Origin of the sequence: Candidatus Sodalis pierantonius str. SOPE, assembly GCF_000517405.1 — a bacterium.
Taxonomy (GTDB): domain Bacteria; phylum Pseudomonadota; class Gammaproteobacteria; order Enterobacterales; family Enterobacteriaceae; genus Sodalis_C; species Sodalis_C pierantonii.
Genome location: NZ_CP006568.1, coordinates 1,759,792 through 1,779,311, shown reverse-complemented (window position 1 = coordinate 1,779,311; position 19,520 = coordinate 1,759,792). Strand labels below are relative to the sequence as shown.

The 19,520-nt window shown below is 55.3% G+C and carries 17 protein-coding genes, 9 pseudogenes and 1 riboswitch; of the genes and pseudogenes, 8 read left to right on the top strand and 18 right to left on the bottom strand.

The window, feature by feature from the left end; translation table 11 throughout:
* Nucleotides 1-2: 2 nt before the first annotated feature.
* Nucleotides 3-752 (top strand): IS21-like element ISSoEn3 family helper ATPase IstB, encoded by a 750-nt coding sequence (istB, locus tag SOPEG_RS09055; protein ID WP_025245096.1) that lies wholly within the window; start codon nucleotides 3-5, stop codon nucleotides 750-752.
* Nucleotides 753-1,023: 271 nt separating this feature from the next.
* Here istB (SOPEG_RS09055) and SOPEG_RS09050 read toward each other — a convergent pair whose 3' ends face one another.
* The 6 genes and pseudogenes from SOPEG_RS09050 to SOPEG_RS09030 form a co-directional block, all read right to left on the bottom strand.
* Entirely contained in the window at nucleotides 1,024-1,827 is an 804-nt protein-coding gene (locus SOPEG_RS09050) for a transporter substrate-binding domain-containing protein (RefSeq protein ID WP_025245095.1), read from the bottom strand.
* An 86-nt stretch (nucleotides 1,828-1,913) separates the two neighbouring features.
* Entirely contained in the window at nucleotides 1,914-2,723 is an 810-nt protein-coding gene (locus SOPEG_RS09045) for an arginase family protein (RefSeq protein ID WP_236851723.1), read from the bottom strand.
* A gap of 89 nt (nucleotides 2,724-2,812) precedes the next feature.
* Nucleotides 2,813-3,058 carry a hypothetical protein gene (locus SOPEG_RS29390; protein ID WP_236851721.1) on the bottom strand — a complete coding sequence of 82 codons (246 nt, stop codon included), beginning with the start codon at nucleotides 3,056-3,058 and terminating at the stop codon, nucleotides 2,813-2,815.
* Nucleotides 3,022-3,468: an amino acid ABC transporter permease gene (locus SOPEG_RS09040; protein WP_236851719.1), complete on the bottom strand. Its 447-nt coding sequence runs from the start codon at nucleotides 3,466-3,468 to the stop codon at nucleotides 3,022-3,024. The genes SOPEG_RS29390 and SOPEG_RS09040 overlap by 37 nt, the downstream gene beginning before the upstream one ends.
* Nucleotides 3,465-4,248, bottom strand: a pseudogene (locus SOPEG_RS09035) (amino acid ABC transporter ATP-binding protein). The gene SOPEG_RS09040 and the pseudogene SOPEG_RS09035 overlap by 4 nt, the downstream one beginning before the upstream one ends.
* A gap of 17 nt (nucleotides 4,249-4,265) precedes the next feature.
* Nucleotides 4,266-4,913, bottom strand: coding sequence for a DUF1989 domain-containing protein (locus SOPEG_RS09030; RefSeq protein WP_025245093.1), 648 nt, complete (start codon nucleotides 4,911-4,913; stop codon nucleotides 4,266-4,268).
* Between the two features lie 252 nt (nucleotides 4,914-5,165).
* Between SOPEG_RS09030 and SOPEG_RS29385 the strand changes: the two genes are divergently transcribed.
* From SOPEG_RS29385 to SOPEG_RS29380, 4 genes and pseudogenes are all read left to right on the top strand, one after another.
* Complete coding sequence (locus tag SOPEG_RS29385; protein WP_051419574.1) at nucleotides 5,166-5,660, top strand: Rpn family recombination-promoting nuclease/putative transposase; 495 nt, start codon at nucleotides 5,166-5,168, stop codon at nucleotides 5,658-5,660.
* 328 nt (nucleotides 5,661-5,988) lie between these two features.
* Nucleotides 5,989-6,150, top strand: a complete 162-nt coding sequence (locus SOPEG_RS28225) for a hypothetical protein (RefSeq protein ID WP_158382363.1) — start codon at nucleotides 5,989-5,991, stop codon at nucleotides 6,148-6,150.
* A gap of 60 nt (nucleotides 6,151-6,210) precedes the next feature.
* A pseudogene (locus SOPEG_RS09020) lies at nucleotides 6,211-7,420 on the top strand (IS256-like element ISSoEn2 family transposase).
* 35 nt (nucleotides 7,421-7,455) lie between these two features.
* Nucleotides 7,456-7,599: pseudogene (locus tag SOPEG_RS29380) on the top strand (transposase); the annotation flags it as partial.
* A gap of 119 nt (nucleotides 7,600-7,718) precedes the next feature.
* Here SOPEG_RS29380 and istB (SOPEG_RS09010) read toward each other — a convergent pair.
* Together istB (SOPEG_RS09010) and istA are read right to left on the bottom strand one after the other, a co-directional pair.
* A complete protein-coding gene (istB, locus tag SOPEG_RS09010) occupies nucleotides 7,719-8,468 on the bottom strand; it encodes an IS21-like element ISSoEn3 family helper ATPase IstB (RefSeq protein ID WP_025245090.1) in 750 nt (249 codons plus the stop codon).
* Nucleotides 8,469-8,479: 11 nt separating this feature from the next.
* Nucleotides 8,480-10,030 (bottom strand): IS21-like element ISSoEn3 family transposase, encoded by a 1,551-nt coding sequence (istA, locus tag SOPEG_RS09005; protein WP_025245089.1) that lies wholly within the window; start codon nucleotides 10,028-10,030, stop codon nucleotides 8,480-8,482.
* Between the two features lie 164 nt (nucleotides 10,031-10,194).
* On the opposite strand from istA, the pseudogene SOPEG_RS09000 reads away from it, so the two are divergent.
* A pseudogene (locus tag SOPEG_RS09000) lies at nucleotides 10,195-10,800 on the top strand (IS256-like element ISSoEn2 family transposase); the annotation flags it as partial.
* Here SOPEG_RS09000 and SOPEG_RS22720 read toward each other — a convergent pair.
* The 6 genes and pseudogenes from SOPEG_RS22720 to SOPEG_RS08970 form a co-directional block, all read right to left on the bottom strand.
* A complete protein-coding gene (locus tag SOPEG_RS22720) occupies nucleotides 10,791-10,997 on the bottom strand; it encodes a putative phage tail protein (protein ID WP_236851792.1) in 207 nt (68 codons plus the stop codon). The pseudogene SOPEG_RS09000 and the gene SOPEG_RS22720 overlap by 10 nt on opposite strands.
* A gap of 126 nt (nucleotides 10,998-11,123) precedes the next feature.
* Nucleotides 11,124-11,831 (bottom strand): baseplate J/gp47 family protein, encoded by a 708-nt coding sequence (locus SOPEG_RS08990; RefSeq protein WP_236851717.1) that lies wholly within the window; start codon nucleotides 11,829-11,831, stop codon nucleotides 11,124-11,126.
* Entirely contained in the window at nucleotides 11,828-12,160 is a 333-nt protein-coding gene (locus tag SOPEG_RS29375; protein ID WP_236851715.1) for a hypothetical protein, read from the bottom strand. Before SOPEG_RS29375 ends, SOPEG_RS08990 begins: the two co-directional genes overlap by 4 nt.
* A 13-nt stretch (nucleotides 12,161-12,173) precedes the next feature.
* On the bottom strand, nucleotides 12,174-12,524 hold the full coding sequence (locus SOPEG_RS08985) for a phage GP46 family protein (protein ID WP_025245086.1): 351 nt from the start codon (nucleotides 12,522-12,524) through the stop codon (nucleotides 12,174-12,176).
* A gap of 177 nt (nucleotides 12,525-12,701) precedes the next feature.
* Nucleotides 12,702-13,912, bottom strand: a pseudogene (locus SOPEG_RS08975) (IS256-like element ISSoEn2 family transposase).
* A gap of 40 nt (nucleotides 13,913-13,952) precedes the next feature.
* Nucleotides 13,953-14,426: a purine nucleoside phosphorylase YfiH/LACC1 family protein gene (locus tag SOPEG_RS08970; protein ID WP_236851712.1), complete on the bottom strand. Its 474-nt coding sequence runs from the start codon at nucleotides 14,424-14,426 to the stop codon at nucleotides 13,953-13,955.
* Between the two features lie 96 nt (nucleotides 14,427-14,522).
* On the opposite strand from SOPEG_RS08970, the pseudogene rlmA reads away from it, so the two are divergent.
* Nucleotides 14,523-15,338, top strand: a pseudogene (gene rlmA / locus SOPEG_RS08965) (23S rRNA (guanine(745)-N(1))-methyltransferase).
* Nucleotides 15,339-15,429: 91 nt separating this feature from the next.
* Here rlmA and mntP read toward each other — a convergent pair.
* The gene (mntP, locus tag SOPEG_RS08960; protein ID WP_025245080.1) at nucleotides 15,430-15,960 is read right to left on the bottom strand and encodes a manganese efflux pump MntP; all 531 of its coding nucleotides are present in this window, start codon (nucleotides 15,958-15,960) and stop codon (nucleotides 15,430-15,432) included.
* 84 nt (nucleotides 15,961-16,044) lie between these two features.
* On the opposite strand from mntP, the gene SOPEG_RS08955 reads away from it, so the two are divergent.
* Nucleotides 16,045-16,968 (top strand): IS5 family transposase, encoded by a 924-nt coding sequence (locus SOPEG_RS08955; protein ID WP_025245079.1) that lies wholly within the window; start codon nucleotides 16,045-16,047, stop codon nucleotides 16,966-16,968.
* A 96-nt stretch (nucleotides 16,969-17,064) separates the two neighbouring features.
* Nucleotides 17,065-17,248: riboswitch (yybP-ykoY riboswitch) on the bottom strand.
* Between the two features lie 197 nt (nucleotides 17,249-17,445).
* On the opposite strand, the pseudogene SOPEG_RS08950 reads toward SOPEG_RS08955, so the two are convergent.
* The 3 pseudogenes from SOPEG_RS08950 to SOPEG_RS08940 form a co-directional block, all read right to left on the bottom strand.
* Nucleotides 17,446-17,906, bottom strand: a pseudogene (locus tag SOPEG_RS08950) (DUF986 family protein).
* A 61-nt stretch (nucleotides 17,907-17,967) separates the two neighbouring features.
* Nucleotides 17,968-18,695, bottom strand: a pseudogene (locus tag SOPEG_RS08945) (PTS system mannose/fructose/sorbose family transporter subunit IID).
* A 12-nt stretch (nucleotides 18,696-18,707) separates the two neighbouring features.
* A pseudogene (locus SOPEG_RS08940) lies at nucleotides 18,708-19,489 on the bottom strand (PTS mannose/fructose/sorbose transporter subunit IIC).
* Nucleotides 19,490-19,520 lie beyond the last annotated feature (31 nt).

Below are 19,520 nucleotides of genomic sequence, written 5' to 3'. Positions count from 1 at the left end.
ATATGGATACACTGTTAATGGCTCTGCGAGAGCTGAAGTTGTCGGCAATGGTCCAGGCGTTGGAGACGCAACGCGAACTCCCGGGGAGTTATGGGGAGCTGGGGTTCGAGGAGCGGTTGTCGCTGATGGTAGAAGCGGAAAATTTACATAGAAAAAACAACCACATATACCGTATTCGACGGCAATCGCAAATGCGCTTGCAGGCAAAACCGGAAGATATCCGCTATATCCCTAGCCGAGGAGTGACACCGGAACAGATGCGAGATCTGCTAGGGGGACAATATCTGAAATATCAGAAAAGCATACTCATCACGGGGCCGACAGGTACGGGCAAAACCTGGCTCAGTTGTGCGCTTAGTGAGCAGGCATGCCGGCAGCAATATAGCGTGCGTTACTGGCGAGTGGGTCGGTTGCTGGCCCATCTTCACCAGTGTCAGGTAGACGGGACCTATCTAAAACAGCTTAAGCAGTTAGAAAAAATAGAGTTACTGATCTTGGACGATGTGGGCCTAGAATCAATAAGTCCGATGCAGGCAACGATGCTGTTGGAGGTGATGGAAGATCGCTACGACAAAAGCAGCAGCATCCTGATCAGTCAACTGCCGGTGAAAAAATGGTATGGACTGATAGAAAACCCCACGACAGCTGACGCGTTACTCGATCGGTCAGTACACCCCAGCTATAGACTGGAACTTAAAGGCGAATCACTACGCAAAGAGCAAGGAGTAGCCAGCACAGGAAAAATAGACTAAACCCGAGTCAGAAGATGAGCGAACACGTGATCGAATATCACTGGAATGGGTGATCGGAAAATATCGGAATAACTGATCGGATGTCGCCGGAACAGCTGATCGGATACGTCGGAATCTGCACCCATCATCTCGCCCGTCGTTTTAAAGGGATCCATAGCGTCGTTTCATATCGTCAACACCCCGATTAAAAAAGGCAGGCCGCGGGCCCACCCAATGTGCAGACACGGCTGTTGCGCGGACGGCGCGCCCGCGCAACGCCGACCCGGCAGACTTAGGGCTGCAAGAGCGAACGGACCGGCTCTTTCGGATAGGGATCGTAGCCGATGATGGGAGTGACGAGTTTCGCATAGGTCCCATCCGCCACCATCTCCGCCAGCGCCTTGTTGACCGCCGCCGCCAGATGCGGTTTGCTCTTGGTAAAGGCGAACCCTTTTTGAATCCGGCTGACATAATCCGGCGTCTGGCGCAGCGGCAAATGCATGTCTTTTATCAAGTAGGCGTTACCGATAAAATCATTGATTACGCCGTCGATATTGCCGTTAGCCAAGTCCTGCACCGCCGCGGTCACATCGATATAATTCTTCAGCGTTGCGCCGTGATCCACCGCCAGTTGTGCATAGGTCGAAGACACCTGCGCGCCGATGCGTTTACCTTTCAAATCCTGCGAGGAGGTAATCGATGAATCTTGCGGGATAATGATGCGGCCGCCGGACTTTATCCAGCCGTCGGAAAACAAAATCGCCTTTTGCCGCGCGGGGGTAATATCCATCGCCGCGCTGCTCATGTCAAACTGATTGGCCTGTAGCCCCACCAGTACCGAGTCCCATTTTGTGATCACGGGCACATATTCCAAATGCAGCCGTTTGGCCACTTCTTTCATGACGCGGATTTCCAACCCGTCCAGCTTGCCGTCGGCGCTGCGCATGCTAAAAGGCGGATCGGTGCCTTCGGTCGCGACCGATAGCTTACCGGGCTGCTTAAGTTCCAGTGCGCCGTCATCGGCGGCGCTGGCGCCAAACAGCGGGGTCATTATGGCAACAACCGTGGCAATACAGAGTAAACGCTTGATTTTCATTGGTCGCTCTCATTAGGCTGCAAAAAAATTAAGGGTGGTTCATGGCCTGCCGGCGCCGCGCGCCTCAACGGCGGCGCACGGGACCGTTACCGTTTTTCGCTGGCCAGCAGCGCTAGCAATTCCTCCATTACCGTCGCGCCCAGCAGCGAGGTGATTTGGCCAGGACCGTCGTAGGTCGGGGTGATTTCGGTGACGTCGCATCCCACGAGATTGATACCGGACAAGCGGCGCAGCAGCAGTAATGATTCGCGCGCCGTGGGTCCCCCCGCTTCGGGGGTCTCCACCGCCGGCGCGGCGGCGGGATCGACAAAATCCATATCGAAGGTAATAAAGGTGGGCCGGCCGGCGATGCGTTCGGCCAGCGCCGCGATGCCCATCTCGAACATGGCGTCGGTGGTCACCACCTCGAAGCCCAAATCCAGCGACTGCGTGATATTCGTTGTTTGGAACAGCGATCCCCGCAAGCCGATCTGAATCGAGTGCGCAGAATCGATGATATTTTCCTCCACCCCGCGGCTGAACGGCGTGCCGGCGCTGTAGCGCTTGTCGGCGAAGTACTTATCCCAGGTGTCGCTGTGGGAGTCGAACTGCACCAGCGCTACCGGCCCGTAGCGTTTGGCGACAGCGCGCAGTTCCGCCAGCGTCGACACCGCCTGCTCCATACGCGCCAGGGTCTCTTCTTCGTAGCCCAGCACCACCAGGGCATCCCCGGCGTCCGCCACCCGCAGCACATCAAACACATTAATGTTGTCGCGATAGGGATTTATCGGCCGCAGCATAATGGACATTGCGCGCACGGCGTTGGGGGCAAACCGCGCGCCGGGTCGAAAAGGCGCGCCGGCGTCGGAGGGCAGGCCGATTATCGCCGCGTCCAGCACGCTCAGATCGGTTGCCATCGGCAGTCGCATAAAGGTCGGCACACCGCAGAAACGGGGGGTCTCCAGGGAGTTAGTCGGTAACACACTCATAGCTTACGTCCTTTGGGTTAACTTAAACGGCGCTGGCGCCGTTTAAGCCAGGCGGAAAATTCGGTCAAAAGCGAAGTCAGCAGCAGATAAATCAAGGCTGCGGCGATATAAAACTGGAACGGGCGGAACGTCGCGGAAATTATCGTCTGTGCGTACAGCGTGATATCAATGACGGTAATGGTCGACAGCAACGAGGTATTCTTCAGCGTCGAAATCGCCTCGTTGGTCAGCGGCGGTAAGACGATGCGGAACACCTGCGGCAAAATATCCGCCGCATCACTTCCCCTTTGCTCATACCGAGCGCATAGGCGGACTCCATCTGACTGCGCGGGATAGCTTGCAGCCCGGCGCGCATGATTTCCGCCACGTAGGCACCGCTGTTGAGCCCCAGCGCCACGACGTCGGCGACGAACGGCGACAAATGGATCCCTATTTGCGGGAAACCAAAATACACCACAAAGACCTGGATAAGCGCCGGGGTTCCGCGGATAAACCAGATATAAAACCGTCCGATGACGCTAAAAAACCTCACCGACGACATTTTCGCCGACACGGCCAGGAAACCGACGATCCAGCTTAAAACGATCGTGGCGACGGTTATCAGCAGCACGGTCCAACCGGCCTGCAGGAAACCCAGACCGTAGGTATCGATATCGCTCCAAAGCTGATTCATGGCTGCGCCTCCCGTGATGCCTGGCGGAGGTCCTGATGTAAAATGCGACGCAAAAATTGCCGCAAACGCGGGCTTTCCGGATCATGAAGGACCTGTCCCGGCGGGCCGTCCTCCGCCATAACGCCCTGATCGAAAAACAGCACCCGGCTCGACACATCGCGGGCGAAAGCAATCTCGTGGGTCACCAGCAACATGGTCATCCCCTCCTCCGCCAGCGACGCCATCAGCGATAGCACCTCGCCCACCAGCTCGGGATCCAGCGCCGACGTTACCTCATCAAACAGCATCAGCTGCGGTTTCATCGCCAGCGCGCGGGCGATGGCCACCCGCTGCTGTTGTCCGCAGGAAAGCCGCGCGGGATACTGTTGTCGTTTCTCGTACAGGCCAACCCGAGAAAGCAGCGCTTCCGCCTCGTCAATAGCCTGCTTGCGCGGCAGTTTACGCACCCGGAGCGGCGCTTCGATCACATTTTCCAGCACCGTCATATGCGGCCAAAGGTTGTAGCTTTGCAACACCATGCCGATGCGGGCCCGTAGCAATTTCAACTGTGCGGGCGTCGGCTGAGCGCGCGCCCTCGCGGAAATCAAAGGAAAAATCCTCGAAGTCCATGAAACCGCTTTGCGGCATTTCCATGACGTTCAAACAGCGCAGAAAGGTACTTTTGCCGGAACCACTGGCACCGATGATGGACACCACTTCCCCGGCGTTAACGTTAAGGGCGACATTCTTTAAGACGTGCAAATCACCGTAACTCTTATTCAGCTCGCGGATCCGCAACAGCGGCGCGGACAACTCGCTCATGCCGTTCCCTCCCTGCCCGCGGCGGCAACTCCCCGCCGCAGCCCGATGTCTGAGGACTGGCGTGCGGCGCCGTTGATGGGCGTGATATCCTGCGGGCAGGCGGAAAGTACCAGCCAAATATCGCACTCGGCCCGCAATTGCAGCGTATCGCCGGCGACTGATCGGGGCGGCACCCGATCCAGGGCGCCGTCCGCGGCAACCGGTACATTCATGAATAAATTCAGCGAGGCGGGCGTAAACAGCAGCGACAACCCATGCGCCGCTAGCGCCTCATGGAAATTATCGGTACAGCTGCGATGATAATCGCGGCAGCCCAATTCACGATAGATCGCGGCATTACAGGGGCAGAGCAGCGTATCGTGCCAGCCTGGCGTGCTGTCCGCTATCAACGTGAACAACGGGCGGCGGTGGTTACTGACGACCGTCATGCCGGTTTGGTAAAACAGATTGCTATTGACCGAGCGCGTATGGTCCATGGAAGAGTATTCCAGCACGTCCGCCTGCGTTAATGCCCAGGTATCGACCACTTGATTTCCCCGGATATTTTCAATTTCAAGAATCTGCCTGGACGTGAGCCCCACCGCGACACCCCGGCCGGCACCCAACCGGAAGCCATTGACAAAGTTGTGGTTTTTTGAGTTCACATGGTTCCTTACTGACATCGATTACGCAGGCATTCTTTGGAATTACCTTGGTATACACTGGGAATGCAATTAAAATGCCATGACGCCATCCCGAACCGAGCGCGGTGTTTATTATGGAAAAATATTGTCTTATTCCGCAGCCCATCCACACCTGCGGTATTGAAAGGCTGCGCGCACATGTAGCGATGCAAAAGATTCTGGACTAATTTGCAGTCAATTCTGGACTCCTTTGAACTCTAAAAAATGGCTATTTTGGACAGTCCAGAATTGTTTGCAAAAACACAGGAGCACTTCATTTATTTTGAATGCTTGAACGGTGTAACGGAAAAGTGGTACACGCTGTTCTTAGGGGAGGATCATCCAGTCATGGCCTGTCCTCACCCCATGCTGGCAGGCATGCAGCGTCATCTTGAGCAGGGGAACGGTACATTGCCGGTCGTGATACCACTCCTGTTTTACCTCGGCACCAGATCGCCCTATCCGTACAGAAACAAATGGTTCGATTGCTTTGCTGATCCTGAACTGGCAGAATCAGTCTACAGCCAAGCATTCCCGCTAGTTGATATCACCGCTATGCTGGATGATGAAATGCTTCAGCACCGACGGGTAGCTCTGCTAAAGTTACGGAATATGTCGGAACTGACCGGAGATATAGCCCACCTATTAAATCTATGGGGGGAGATACTGAAAGAGCCAGTTCCGCTGCTTGGTGTACTATATCGAAGAGTGGAGAAATACTTCGGATGAATCGCAATTTCTACAGCATATTGCCGCCAAAGACACTGACTACCGAGAGGACACCATGACAATTGTAGGGCAACTAGAAGCTAAGGGCATTCAATTCATGTGTCAGGAAGACCGCCAAGAATCTACCCAAAGTATCACTCGGCAGCTTATTGCTAATGGCGTCGAACGCTTAATTGTCAAATTATTTACTGGACTATCCGACTACGAGTTGGATGATTTAACTCGTTCGTAGTTTTCTTTTCGCTAATCTTAACCATCGACAACAGTTTCGGTCCAAGGCCAGAATTGAGGGATGATGGTAACTTAGCTCTATCGACACGGAATCGCTATGAATCAAAAGTTAAAAACAATACAGGCTCTTCGTGGTATTGCTGCGATGGCTGTGGTTTTGAGCCATTACCGACTTTATTTGCACCAAAATGAAAACTATAAAAATTTATGGGATGGATTATTAGGTTGGGGGATCGTTGGAGTTGATGAGCCTGTTTAGAAATTTGTGTATTTGCCTGATTTTGATATGTTCAATCCAACATCAAAAACAGGTTAATTTATGGACGAAAAACAGTTGCAGGCTCTGGCTAACGAACTGGCCAAAAATCTCAAAACCCCTGAAGATCTCAGTCACTTCGATCGGCTGCTGAAAAAAATCAGCGTCGAAGCAGCTCTCAATGCCGAAATGACCCATCACCTCGGCTACGATAAAAATCAGCCTAAACCGGGGACCAACGCCCGCAACGGCTATTCCACAAAAACCGTTACCACTGGCGATGGCCCGCTGGCGCTGCGTACTCCGCGCGATCGTGACGGTTCCTTTGAACCGCAACTGGTGAAGAAGAACCAGACCCGGATTACCGGGATGGATAACCAGATTTTATCGTTGTACGCCAAAGGGATGACCACCCGCGAGATCGCCGCCGCGTTCAAAGAGCTGTATGACGCCGATGTCTCGCCGGCGCTGGTCTCAAAGGTCACCGATGCGGTCATGGAGCAGGTTGTTGAATGGCAAAACCGGCCTCTGGATGCAGTCTATCCCATTGTTTATCTTGACTGTATCGTTCTAAAAGTCCGGCAGGACAGCCGCATCATCAACAAATCTGTGTTCCTGGCGCTGGGCATCAACATCGAAGGCCAGAAAGAGTTGCTAGGTATGTGGCTGGCCGAAAATGAAGGCGCAAAGTTCTGGCTGAACGTGCTGACAGAGCTGAAAAACCGTGGCCTGAACGATATCCTTATCGCCTGCGTAGACGGGCTGAAAGGTTTCCCTGACGCTATTAACGCGGTGTATCCGGAGGCGCGGCTCCAGCTGTGTATCGTGCATATGGTGCGCAACAGCCTGCGGTTCGTCTCCTGGAAGGACTACAAGGCCGTCACCCGCGACCTGAAAGCTATCTATCAGGCCCCTACGGAAAGAAGCCGGCTTGCAGGCGCTGGAAGCGTTCTCCAGTGCCTGGGACATCCGCTACCCGCAAATAAGTCGAAGCTGGCAGGGCAACTGGGCCAATCTGGCCACGTTCTTTGCCTACCCAACGGACATCCGCAAGGTGATCTACACGACCAACGCCATCGAGTCGTTAAACAGCGTGATCCGGCATGCCATCAAAAAGCGCAAGGTGTTCCCGACCGACGACGCAGTGAAAAAGGTGGTGTGGCTGGCGATACAGGCGGCCTCACAGAAATGGACAATGCCTTTGAGGGACTGGCGCATGGCAATGAGCCGCTTTATTATCGAGTTCGGTGACCGCCTGGACGGTCACTTCTGAGAAAAGGCATTTACACAGAATCGTGTACAGGGTCTCTGGATGCAGTCTATCCCATTGTTTATATTGACTGTATCGTTCTAAAAGTCCAGCAGGACAGCCGCATCATCAACAAATCTGTGTTCCTGGCGCTGGGCATCAACATCGAAGACCAGAAAGAGTTGCTAGGTATGTGGTTGGCTGCAGATTCCGACGTATCCGATCAGCTGTTCCGGCGACATCTGATCAGTTATTCCGATATTTTCCGATCACCCATTCCAGTGATATTCGATCACGTGTTCGCTCATCTTCTGACTCGGGTTTAGTCTATTTTTCCTGTGCTGGCTACTCCTTGCTCTTTGCGTAGTGATTCGCCTTTAAGTTCCAGTCTATAGCTGGGGTGTACTGACCGATCGAGTAACGCGTCAGCTGTCGTGGGGTTTTCTATCAGTCCATACCATTTTTTCACCGGCAGTTGACTGATCAGGATGCTGCTGCTTTTGTCGTAGCGATCTTCCATCACCTCCAACAGCATCGTTGCCTGCATCGGACTTATTGATTCTAGGCCCACATCGTCCAAGATCAGTAACTCTATTTTTTCTAACTGCTTAAGCTGTTTTAGATAGGTCCCGTCTACCTGACACTGGTGAAGATGGGTCAGCAACCGACCCACTTGCCAGTAACGCACTCTATATTGCTGCCGGCATGCCTGCTCACTAAGCGCACAACTGAGCCAGGTTTTGCCCGTACCTGTCGGCCCCGTGATGAGTATGCTTTTCTGATATTTCAGATATTGTCCCCCTAGCAGATCTCGCATCTGTTCCGGTGTCACTCCTCGGCTAGGGATATAGCGGATATCTTCCGGTTTTGCCTGCAAGCGCATTTGCGATTGCCATCGAAGACGACATATGTGGTTGTTTTTTCTATGTAAATTTTCCGATTCTACCATCAGCGACAACCGCTCCTCGAACCCCAGCTCCCCATAACTCCCCGGGAGTTCGCGTTGCGTCTCCAACGCCTGGACCATTGCCGACAACTTCAGCTCTCGCAGAGCCATTAACAGTGTATCCATATTTATTCTCCTTAGTGATAACTGTCCGGACCTCGGAGGTTTTCGTGAACCAGCATTGATACGCCGGCTCCGTCCTGGGTGACCTCACTTTCACGACCGTGTTTCAATACGTTGGCTATGAAAGAGCGGTTAATGCACCCTTTCTCCAACGCCAGCGCGCAGGCCTTCTCCAGTCGCGTCGTCTCATAGCGCCGTTGCAGATTAAGTAGCCCCAGCACGGAGCGGTAAGCCTGCTCCGGATGGGCTTTGCTCTTTTGGATGGACTCGACCACTTTCAGTGTGCACACACCCACCGACAGCGCCCAACTGCACAGCCTTTCCGGCGTCCACTGACTCTGCCCCTTATGGTTAGCCGGCATGGGCGCCGCCTGAGTCGTGTGCCTATAGGCGTTATCGCTGCGAGGGTGCGTAGCCACGCAGACGCCCTTATGGTGGATTTGCACCAGCCGTTGGGTGGCGATGACGTCAACGCGCTCGCCAACCAGCGGATGCGGCACCGAGTACCAGTTTTTGCCGTAGTCTATGTGGTAATCAGGTCCCACTCGGGCAACGAGATACTCACTGTATTCCCATTGTGTGGGCGGTAGAGGCCCAAGAGCCGGTTTGTCCAGCTGCTCGAAGCGTTCAAGGCGACTTTGTCCGCCGTAATGACGCATCGGGCGCAGATTCAACTCATGATTGAGTTCTCGTATCACCTGGTTGAGTTCGGCCAGCGAGTAGAACCTACGTTTACGCAACCGGGCCAAAACCCAGCGTTCTACCAGCTGCACAGTTGATTCTGCCTTCGCCTTGTCTTTCGGTTTTCTCGGGCGCGCCGGTAGCACCACTGTCTCATAGTGATTTGCCAGCGTCTGGTAGCTCTGGTTTATGACCGGCTCATAGCGGTCAGGGGTGCTGACAGCGCTGCGCAGATTATCAGGTATCATCAGCTCCGGAACCCCACCCATGAAGTGCAGACAGCGGCTATTGGCGTTGAGCCACGATGCCATGTCCTGGCCTTCGCAGGCTTCGATATACGCATAGCCTGACACGCCCATGGCAGCGACGAAGATAGCGACCTGGCGTACGCTACTGGTCGCAGGGTTGACGATAGGTACGGTGGGGCCACAGAAGTCGATGAAGAGCTTTTCGCCAGCCTTGTGCTCCATGCGCATAGAACGCCGCTGCTTCTTTTTCCAGTCACGGAACAGTGCACAAAACTGTGAGTAACCGAGGGCATCACCGCCCACGGCGGACTGATATTCCATCCAGAGCAGCTGCTTGGTCATGCCCTTGCGGCTTAACTCGGTATCGATATCAAGCCAGCTGGGTAAGGTATTGATAACTTTTCCGGATTTGCCGGGATAGAGCAGGCGGTCGAGGTCGACGGGGGACAGTTCCGCCGGCAATGGCCAGACCAGGTTAGCTACCGTGAATCGGCCGAGGATATCGTGCACGGTAGTACAGCCTATGCCGAGCGCTGCTGCGATAGTGCGATTCGAGCGACGCTGCTCGAATTTCATACGTAAGACATTAATATAGATGCACATTTCCGTTCTAGCTTTCTTTTTTTTACGTGCCATGCCCCCGGAAGCTAAAAGTCTCCAGAGTATGGCGGAACAGAAGATGAGCGATCGGACAGAATCGGAATCGCTGATCGGGCGACCGGAATCAGTGATCGGATGAAATCAGAATTAGTGATCGGGTGAAATCGGAATCAGTGATCGGATGTGACCGAAACCAGCAGTTGGCCGAAAATGAAGGCGCAAAGTTCTGGCTGAACGTGCTGACAGAGTTGAAAAACCGTGGCCTGAACGATATCCTTATCGCCTGCGTAGACGGGCTGAAAGGTTTCCCTGACGCTATTAACACGGTGTATCCGGAGGCGCGGCTCCAGCTGTGTATCGTGCATATGGTGCGCAACAGCCTGCGGTTCGTCTCCTGGAAGGACTACAAGGCCGTCACCCGCGACCTGAAAGCTATCTATCAGGCCCCTACGGAAGAAGCCGGCTTGCAGGAGCTGGAAGCGTTCTCCAGTGCCTGGGACATCCGCTACCCGCAAATAAGTCGAAGCTGGCAGGCAAACTGGGCCAATCTGGCCACGTTCTTTGCCTACCCAACGGACATCCGCAAGGTGATCTACACGACCAACGCCATCGAGTCGTTAAACAGCGTGATCCGGCATGCCATCAAAAAGCGCAAGGTGTTCCCGACCGACGACGCAGTGAAAAAGGTGGTGTGGCTGGCGATACAGGCGGCCTCACAGAAATGGACAATGCCTTTGAGGGACTGGCGCATGGCAATGAGCCGCTTTATTATCGAGTTCGGTGACCGCCTGGACGGTCACTTCTGAGAAAAAGCATTTACACAGAATCGTGTACAGGGTCGGCTCAGACCGCCGGTGGCGTTGATTCGCGCCAGCACCTGCTGACGACGCTGCTGTAGCGTCATGCCGCTGTCGCGGGAAAGACTTAACATTCGCTCCCAATCGGCCAGTAGCTCCACGGCGAGAAAGGGCGTGATACCGTCGGCCACTTCGCCTGCGCGGATTTCCAGCTGTGCCAGGCTCTTCCCTTCGGCCTGCAGTTCAGCCGTCAGGCGCTCACCGCTGAGCGCTCAGCGCATAGCTTTTCGGTGGCAGCAGGGCACTGAGCAACTGCGCGTAGTCGCGGTCATTCATGGCATTGTTTCCACGGTAATGCGGCCTGCGCGTATCCACTGCACGGTCTGTTTGTTCACCACCGGCACCACATTGGTTTTCGGGGCAAGCAGCTGGTAGTCCACCACGCCGACCACCTCCGATATCAGCGCCCCCAGCTGGGTTCTGACCGCCACCTCGCCGGGGGCCAGGCGGTTAAAATAGTCACTGAGGGCGGTTGTAATCTGTTTACGGGCCGCGTCAAGCGTCAGGTTGCTCAGGCTGACCTGGGCCGTGATATCGGTTTTGACCACTTCGGGGGCCAGCACCAGGCAGTCTTTCGCGGTGACCGGGCGCATTTCGTCAATGTAGCTCTGAACCGATTTAATCGTTTCCGACGACGGCAGGTCGTTATGGGTGACTATCACCACATCTACCGTGCCGTAGCCCCGGCGCAGCGGATAGACATAGGCTTCGGTGACGCCGGGCAGGGACACCGCCCAGCGGTGGTAATCATATTGATTGCCGCCCGCCGGCGAACGGCGTATCACCTCCAGCAGACGTGCCAGCAGGGCCGCGTCGGATTCGGCCTCGCTGCCGCCGACCATGCGGGTGAGAGTGACGTTGCTGTCAACACCGGCTGGGGCCATCAGCAGCGTTCCTGGCGTGTTGTCCGCCAGATTGCCCTGGGTACCGCTGTCGAGTGCGCGGGCGGGCAAGGTCAGACTGCCCGTTGCGTCTATCACGCCCGGCGCGGTGGTCTGGTAGCGCTGACGGTGGCCTGTGGGCCGCAATTGCAGCAGGCCGGTAATCTTTGCGCCGGCGTCGCCGCTTTCGGCGTCAGGTTGCGTGTGCGGGCGTGCATCACCAGATAGTCATGGTCGGCGGTGTCCGGGAACATCTGCCGCACTATCCACAGCTGGTGCTGGTACAGCCCCTGCAGCACGCTGGCAATGGCGTTTGCGCGCACCGCGTAGTCACTGTCGGGGCCGGTATCGGCGTCCGGCAGCTGGTTGCGGATATCGCGCAAGAGCGTGTCGGCAATCTCGGTATGGGTGGGGGTGCTGTGCGCCATGGTGATATCCCGTTTAAATGACCTTTACCGGGTGGCTAAAGGTCTGCAAATTGCCGTTGGCGGCCACGACGTCGATATGCAGCCGCAGGTCGCCCTGTGCCGGACGGCTGACACTGACGTCAATACGACGGGCGCGGTTATCGGCCAGCAGCGGTTGCAGCGCCTGCTCGGCATATTGCTGTGCCAGCCGCCGGGTGGTGGCTGAGTCCTTGGCCCGCGCCAGCTCATGCAGGCGTGACCCCAGCTGTGGGTCAGCCCAATACTGCCCAAGCGGCGTCATTAAGCGCAGGTAGACCGCGTTATGCAGGTCAGTGGTGCGGGTGCCGGTGTAATCGTCGGTCAGGCTGTCAATCAGTGCGTCCATGGCGACAGGGTAAGGCAGGAGACGGGATGGGAGGAGTGACGCGGGCGTAGGGGGTAACTGGCCGAGTGACGTAGGTCGCGACAATTAAAAATTCGGCGTCAATGCAGAGGCGTTTTTCATTGTCGTCAGACAGGCGAGCTATCGACCCTGTACACGATTCTGTGTAAATGCCTTTTCTCAGAAGTGACCGTCCAGGCGGTCACCGAACTCGATAATAAAGCGGCTCATTGCCATGCGCCAGTCCCTCAAAGGCATTGTCCATTTCTGTGAGGCCGCCTGTATCGCCAGCCACACCACCTTTTTCACTGCGTCGTCGGTCGGGAACACCTTGCGCTTTTTGATGGCATGCCGGATCACGCTGTTTAACGACTCGATGGCGTTGGTCGTGTAGATCACCTTGCGGATGTCCGTTGGGTAGGCAAAGAACGTGGCCAGATTGGCCCAGTTTGCCTGCCAGCTTCGACTTATTTTGCGGGTAGCGGATGTCCCAGGCACTGGAGAACGCTTCCAGCGCCTGCAAGCCGGCTTCTTCCGTAGGGGCCTGATAGATAAGCTTTCAGGTCGCGGGTGACGGCCTTGTAGTCCTTCCAGGAGATGAACCGCAGGCTGTTGCGCACCATATGTACGATACACAGCTGGAGCCGCGCTTCCGGATACACCGCGTTAATAGCGTCAGGGAAACCTTTCAGCCCGTCTACGCAGGCGATAAGGATATCGTTCAGGCCGCGGTTTTTCAGCTCTGTCAGCACGTTCAGCCAGAACTTTGCGCCTTCATTTTCGGCCAGCCACATACCTAGCAACTCTTTCTGGCCTTCGATGTTGATGCCCAGCGCCAGGAACACAGATTTGTTGATGATGCGGCTGTCCTGCCGGACTTTTAGAACGATACAGTCAAGATAAACAATGGGATAGACTGCATCCAGAGGCCGGTTTTGCCATTCAACAACCTGCTCCATGACCGCATCGGTGACCTTTGAGACCAGCGCCGGCGAGACATCGGCGTCATACAGCTCTTTGAACGCGGCGGCGATCTCGCGGGTGGTCATCCCTTTGGCGTACAACGATAAAATCTGGTTATCCATCCCGGTAATCCGGGTCTGGTTCTTCTTCACCAGTTGCGGTTCAAAGGAACCGTCACGATCGCGCGGAGTACGCAGCGCCAGCGGGCCATCGCCAGTGGTAACGGTTTTTGTGGAATAGCCGTTGCGGGCGTTGGTCTCCGGTTTAGGCTGATTTTTATCGTAGCCGAGGTGATGGGTCATTTCGGCATTGAGAGCTGCTTCGACGCTGATTTTTTTCAGCAGCCGATCGAAGTGACTGAGATCTTCAGGGGTTTTGAGATTTTTGGCCAGTTCGTTAGCCAGAGCCTGCAACTGTTTTTCGTCCATAAATTAACCTGTTTTTGATGTTGGATTGAACATATCAAAATCAGGCAAATACACAAATTTCTAAACAGGCTCGTGTCTGGCTGACTTCATAACAGCACGGCCCGGCCGCGGGCCCTATCGCCGCGACCCAGCGTGACGGGGAGTCGCCCGCGGTGTTGAGCGTGGCGGCGAACTGCCCGAGTATTCCGGCCAGCAAACCGCGCCAACCCGCGTGTACCGCGCCGATACGCCCGCCGTCGCGGCGGCAGAATAGCACGGGTAGGCAATCGGCGGTCAGTACCGTCAACAGTATGCCGGGAACGTCGGTAACGACGCCATCAAGCTCCCCCAGGGCCTCGCCCGGTCGGCTTACCCAGCCAATATCGGTGCCATGAACTTGCTTCTTGTCCGGTAATGTCGTTTGCCACGCTTGCAGTACCTCCGGCATCAGCGACGCTTTGTCGCCAAAACTGTGCGCCACCCCGTGTATCGGGGACAACAGGGATGAATAAGCTGTCATCAATGGTGTGTACAATCGGTGGATGAAGTGCCCAGTGTAGCGCGTTTTCTACCGCCAGAGAGGCTATTTTGCGCTACACTGCGCCCTAAATGTTTTTCGACCGGAATCGCCATGTCTTGTTTCCAATGTCCGCTTTGCCATCTTCCGCTCGTCCGGCACGATAAGCACTATCGCTGCGCCGGGCAGCACTGTTTCGATTGTGCTAAAGAGGGCTATGTCAATCTGCTGCCGGTGCAGTTTAAACGCAGCAAGGATCCTGGCGACGCGCCATTGATGATGGCGGCGCGGCGCGCCTTTCTCGACGCCGGCCATTATCAGCCGCTGCGCGATAGCGTGATGGCGTCCATCGCCGTGCTCACGCCGCATGCGGGCCTACGCTGGCTGGATATCGGCTGCGACGAAGGCTATTACACCGCCGCGCTGGCGGACCTGCTCACACGCCAGCGGCGGAGGTGTACGGGATGGATATCGCGAAAAATGCGGTGCGCAGCGCCGCGAAACGCTATGCCCAGGTTCGCTTTTGCGTCGCGTCCAGCCAGCGCCTGCCGTTTGCCGATGCGTCACTGGACGGCGTCATGCGCATTTATGCGCCGAGCAATCCCGCCGAGCTACGGCGCACGCTGCGACCGGGGGGCGTGCTGCTGACGGTGACACCCGGCCCGCGCCAACTCTATCAGCTCAAAGCGCTCATTTATCGCGACGTGCAGCTGCACGCGCCATAAGGAAGAAACCCTCGCGGGGTTTGCGCCGCTAGGGGACAGCGCTCTTCGCTATCCGCTGCGGCTGACCGGCGCGGAAGGCGTGTCGCTGCTGCGCATGACGCCTTTCGCCTGGCGCGCCACCCCTGAGGTGCTCGAACGGTTGGCGGTCGCGACGCCGTTTGACCTCGAAACGGATTTTATCGTGCGCCTGTGGCGGCGGGTCTGAAGCCTGAGCGGCACCGGCGGGGCGGAGAGTCTTCCGCTTGATTAGCGCGGGCAGGGGAGGCCTTGCTTTATTGGCGCGGGCAGCGCCGGGATTACCCAATCAAATTGGCGAGCATGGTTTCGCCGATATGGCTGTAGAGAATGTTGCAGCCGATGCCAATCAGGATGAAACCGCCAATGATTTCCGCTTTATTGCCCAGACAAGGCCCCACAAAGCTCCCCAGCAGCATACCGATGGTCGACATAAGCAGGGTGGCAAGACCGATTAGCAGCGCGGTGTGAACAATATTGACCTGTAGCATCGCCAGACCCACGCCGATGGCCAGCGCATCGAGACTGGTGGCGATGGCGGTGGCTACCAGCACGCCCAAGCTGTGTTTACCAACTATGGCCGCCTGCGCTTTCCAGCCCGCCAGCACCATTCGGCCGCCCAGAAACGCCAGCAGGACAAACGCCACCCAATGGTCCCAGCGCATAATATGCTGACTAGCCAGCAGGCCCAGCCCCCAGCCGATAAGCGGGGTAATGGCTTCTATTACTCCGAAAATCAGTCCGGTACGCAGCGCGGGCTTGTGCAGCGTGGCGCCTTTGCCGACCGAGGCCGCAAAGGCGTCCATCGACATGCCAAAGGCGGCTTTGTTGAATAAATCGAACTTTTAGGTGACTGGCGGCTCTGATCACTACATTCGTTTCAACATCAGGTCCCCATGGCAAAGCAAAAGTTTAAAATCACCAACTGGCCCGCATATAACAATGCGCTCAGGCAGCGGGGGGACCTGACAGTATGGCTTGATGAGTCAGCCATTGCTGCATGGACTGAGAGTACACCACCTGAACATCGTGGCCGGCCGCTTCACTACACCGATATGGCCATTACCACGGTTCTGATGATAAAGCGCGTGTTTAACCTTTCGCTCCGGGCGTTACAGGGTTTCGTTGACTCGATTTTTAAACTGATGGGGCTGTCGCTGCGCTGCCCAGATTACTCTCTGGTCAGCCGGCGAGCAAAAACCGTCGACATCAGCATAAAAACGCCAACCCGCGGCGAAATCTCACACCTGGTCATCGATGGCACCGGCCTGAAAGTCTTCGGCGAAGGCGAATGGAAAGTCAGGCAGCATAGGGCTGAGAGACGCAGAGTATGGCGCAAGCTTCATCTGGCAGTAGATAGCGTGACACATGAAATTATCTGTGCCGATTTATCGCTAAGCGGTACGACAGATGCGCAGGCGCTGCCCGGGCTGATTAACCAAACCCACCGGAAAATCAGGGAAGCGTCGGCTGACAGTGCTTACGATACGCGTTACTGTCATGATGCTCTGCTGAGGAAAAAAATAAAGCCGCTTATCCCACCGCGAAGTGGTGCACAATATTGGCCAGCTCGATACCATGAGCGTAACCATGCGGTGGCAAATCAGCATCTGAGGGGCAATAACGATACCTGGAAAAAGAAAGTAGGTTATCACCGGCGTTCACTGGCTGAAACGGCCATGTTCCGGTTTAAAACACTTCTGGGTGGTCATCTGAGTCTGCATGACTATGACGCGCAGGTAGGTGAGGCAATGGCAATGGTTAAAGCACTTAATCGGATCACACTGTTAGGAATGCCAAACAGCGTCCGCATCATGTAACAATCGCCCTGATAGGGAGGAAGTCGTCACAAATTTCGGATTTATTCAACAAAGCGGCCAAAGGCAAGAATAAGTGTGGCGGAAAGATTCATTGTTAAGCCTCGGCTGGGCGCCCATATCCACGCTTCCCTGTCCCCCCAACCTTACCGATAGGTCCGCATGTCTATAGTCTCGCCAGCCGATAAAGGCCGCCCGCACCACGTTTACCAAAGAAACGAGTATGTTGACACGGGCATTTTCGCTACAAGGCAAAAATAGGTTACTCCCTAATGACGGCGCAACTTTAACATAATGATTCCCATAATAACAACTACAAAAATAACAGGGGTAAATACCCTCAGGTTTGCTGTTGATTAATTGCGCGCAGCGTGAGGATAATGGCGGGATTTCGCCGGGAACTGACCGGGAAATAAAGAATAAGGTATTTTTCATTGCGTTGACTAATCTATTTAGCCAAGGCTATATGATTAATTTAACCTACTGTAATTCCATAAGAAAATGGTAAATATTCTGAAGATCGTCTAATTTATTGACCTGGATCAGCAAACGCCGTTTTTCCAGGTCAATAACCAAATAACCAACTTCTGATAAATTTATATTTTTGATACGGGAATAACGGATAAATACATTGCCATAAAAAAATCTTCTGTCTTAAACAGCATACGTGGACGGCGAATATAGGCCAGATAAACCACCATCAATCCCAGAATTAAAATCAGGGTGGAGGTGACGACCGTGCCGCTGGTTGTGATGTTTTTGTACAGCAGTATCAGCAGCAGGACGATAAAAATCAGACCGTCCAGCCGGCCCTGGCGGCGCAGAGGTACCCGTAGACGGGTTTTGCCGCGCAGTGCGTAATCCACAATAAACTCATCAAAGACGGCAAACAGCAGTGCGATAACAATCATTACCACCAGGCCGATATCGGTAACGGTCATGCTTCCCCCCAAAAAAGCAAAAAAAACCGGGGCGACATCCCCCGGTTTGATAACGGTATGCTTACAGACCCAACAGCCCCACCCAGTAGCCGAAGATACCGATGACGAAGAAGCCCATAATAATCCACAGGGCGTTCACCTTGCGGTGCAGAAGCCACATACAACCGAAGGTAAGCAGCAGCGGCACCAGCCCGGGCATCAGTTGATCCAGAATCGTCTGGACGGTGGTGACGGTGGTTTGTCCCTCGGTGCTGGTGATACGGGACACCACAAAGAGGATATTGACGTGGGTCCACTTATTGACCAACGCGCCATAACAAATAGCCCGAGGATGGACGCCCCTTCGGTCAATTTTTGCAAGAAGCTGCCGCTCATGGCGATACCGGCGCCGAGAGCGGCGAATACCGGCCGTACGGTACCCCAGAAAATCGGGTCGCCGACCCCGGCCAGCGACCTCATCAAGCCGACTTTGATGCTGTTGATGGCGGCGTCATCAATCGGTGCGCCGTTGGCGCGCTGTTCTTCCATGGCCATGGTGATGCCCAATACCGGTGTGGCTACATAGGGATGGGTGTTGAAGAACTCCAGATGCCGTTTGATCGCCTGCTTGCGGTCATCGTTATTTTCCGGGTACAGGCGGCGAATCGCTGGCACCATCGAAAAACAAAAACCGAGCGCTTGCATACGTTCAAAGTTTCAGGATCCCTGGAACAGGTTGGAGCGGATGAATACGCCGCGTACATCGCCGGGCGTCAGTTTCTTCTGACCTGTAGCTGTAGTATCGACCATTTCTCTCACCTATTAATCCAGTTCATTATCGAGATCGTTAGCGCCGGTGCGGCCTATCCTGCGACCCGGTTGTAGCGCGGGCTGAGCTGGATGTAGAGTATGGCCATGACCACGCCGATCACCCCCAGCAGCACCAGGTTAAATCTGGTGAAGGCCGCGGTGACGAAACCGAGGTAAAAGAACGGCATCAAATAGCCCGCGCGCATCATGTTGATGACCATCGCATAACCGACCACCACAATCATGCCGCCGGCGATATTCAGGCCGTTGGTGACGACTTCTGGAATCGAACTGAGCATGTTGTGTACGGCGTCTGTCCCGACCGACACGCCCACGATGACCGCAGGGATGGCGATGCGCATCGCCTGCAAGACCAGCGCTGAAACGTGGATCCAGCTCAGCGCCGTCAGGTTACCGCGTTCGGCGGCGCTGTCGGCGGCATGCTGGAAGGCGACGGTGATGGTGCGCACGATGATGGTCAATACCTGTCCGGCGGCGGCCAGCACGATACCGGCGCCGACGCTTTGATTACCGGCGATGACCAGAATGGTGGAGATGATAGACGCCGGCGCGGCATCGGGCGCCACCGCGGCGCCGATATTCATCCAGCCCAGCGCGATCATTTCCAATGTTCCGCCGATGATGATACCGGTTTTCATGTCGCCCAGGACCAGACCAATTAAGGTACAGGCCACGAGCGGACGGTGAAACTGAAATTCGTCGAGAATCGATCCCATGCCTGCAATACAGGCGACGACGAATATCAGTACAATTTGAAGCGTGGTGATCTCCATTGTACTTCTCCTCTTACCTTGCGTAATAGAG

Coding starts and splice junctions, on each gene's coding strand:
- SOPEG_RS09045 (WP_236851723.1), bottom strand. CDS start 2,723: ATGGCAACCGATCTGAGCGTGCTGGACGCGGCGATAATCGGCCTGCCC.
- SOPEG_RS08985 (WP_025245086.1), bottom strand. CDS start 12,524: ATGGACGCACTGATTGACAGCCTGACCGACGATTACACCGGCACCCGC.
- istB (WP_025245090.1), bottom strand. CDS start 8,468: ATGGATACACTGTTAATGGCTCTGCGAGAGCTGAAGTTGTCGGCAATG.
- SOPEG_RS09040 (WP_236851719.1), bottom strand. CDS start 3,468: ATGAATCAGCTTTGGAGCGATATCGATACCTACGGTCTGGGTTTCCTG.
- SOPEG_RS09050 (WP_025245095.1), bottom strand. CDS start 1,827: ATGAAAATCAAGCGTTTACTCTGTATTGCCACGGTTGTTGCCATAATG.
- istA (WP_025245089.1), bottom strand. CDS start 10,030: ATGGCACGTAAAAAAAAGAAAGCTAGAACGGAAATGTGCATCTATATT.
- SOPEG_RS29375 (WP_236851715.1), bottom strand. CDS start 12,160: ATGGCGCACAGCACCCCCACCCATACCGAGATTGCCGACACGCTCTTG.
- SOPEG_RS28225 (WP_158382363.1), top strand. CDS start 5,989: ATGAATCAAAAGTTAAAAACAATACAGGCTCTTCGTGGTATTGCTGCG.
- istB (WP_025245096.1), top strand. CDS start 3: ATGGATACACTGTTAATGGCTCTGCGAGAGCTGAAGTTGTCGGCAATG.
- SOPEG_RS08955 (WP_025245079.1), top strand. CDS start 16,045: ATGGCAAAGCAAAAGTTTAAAATCACCAACTGGCCCGCATATAACAAT.
- mntP (WP_025245080.1), bottom strand. CDS start 15,960: ATGTCGATGGACGCCTTTGCGGCCTCGGTCGGCAAAGGCGCCACGCTG.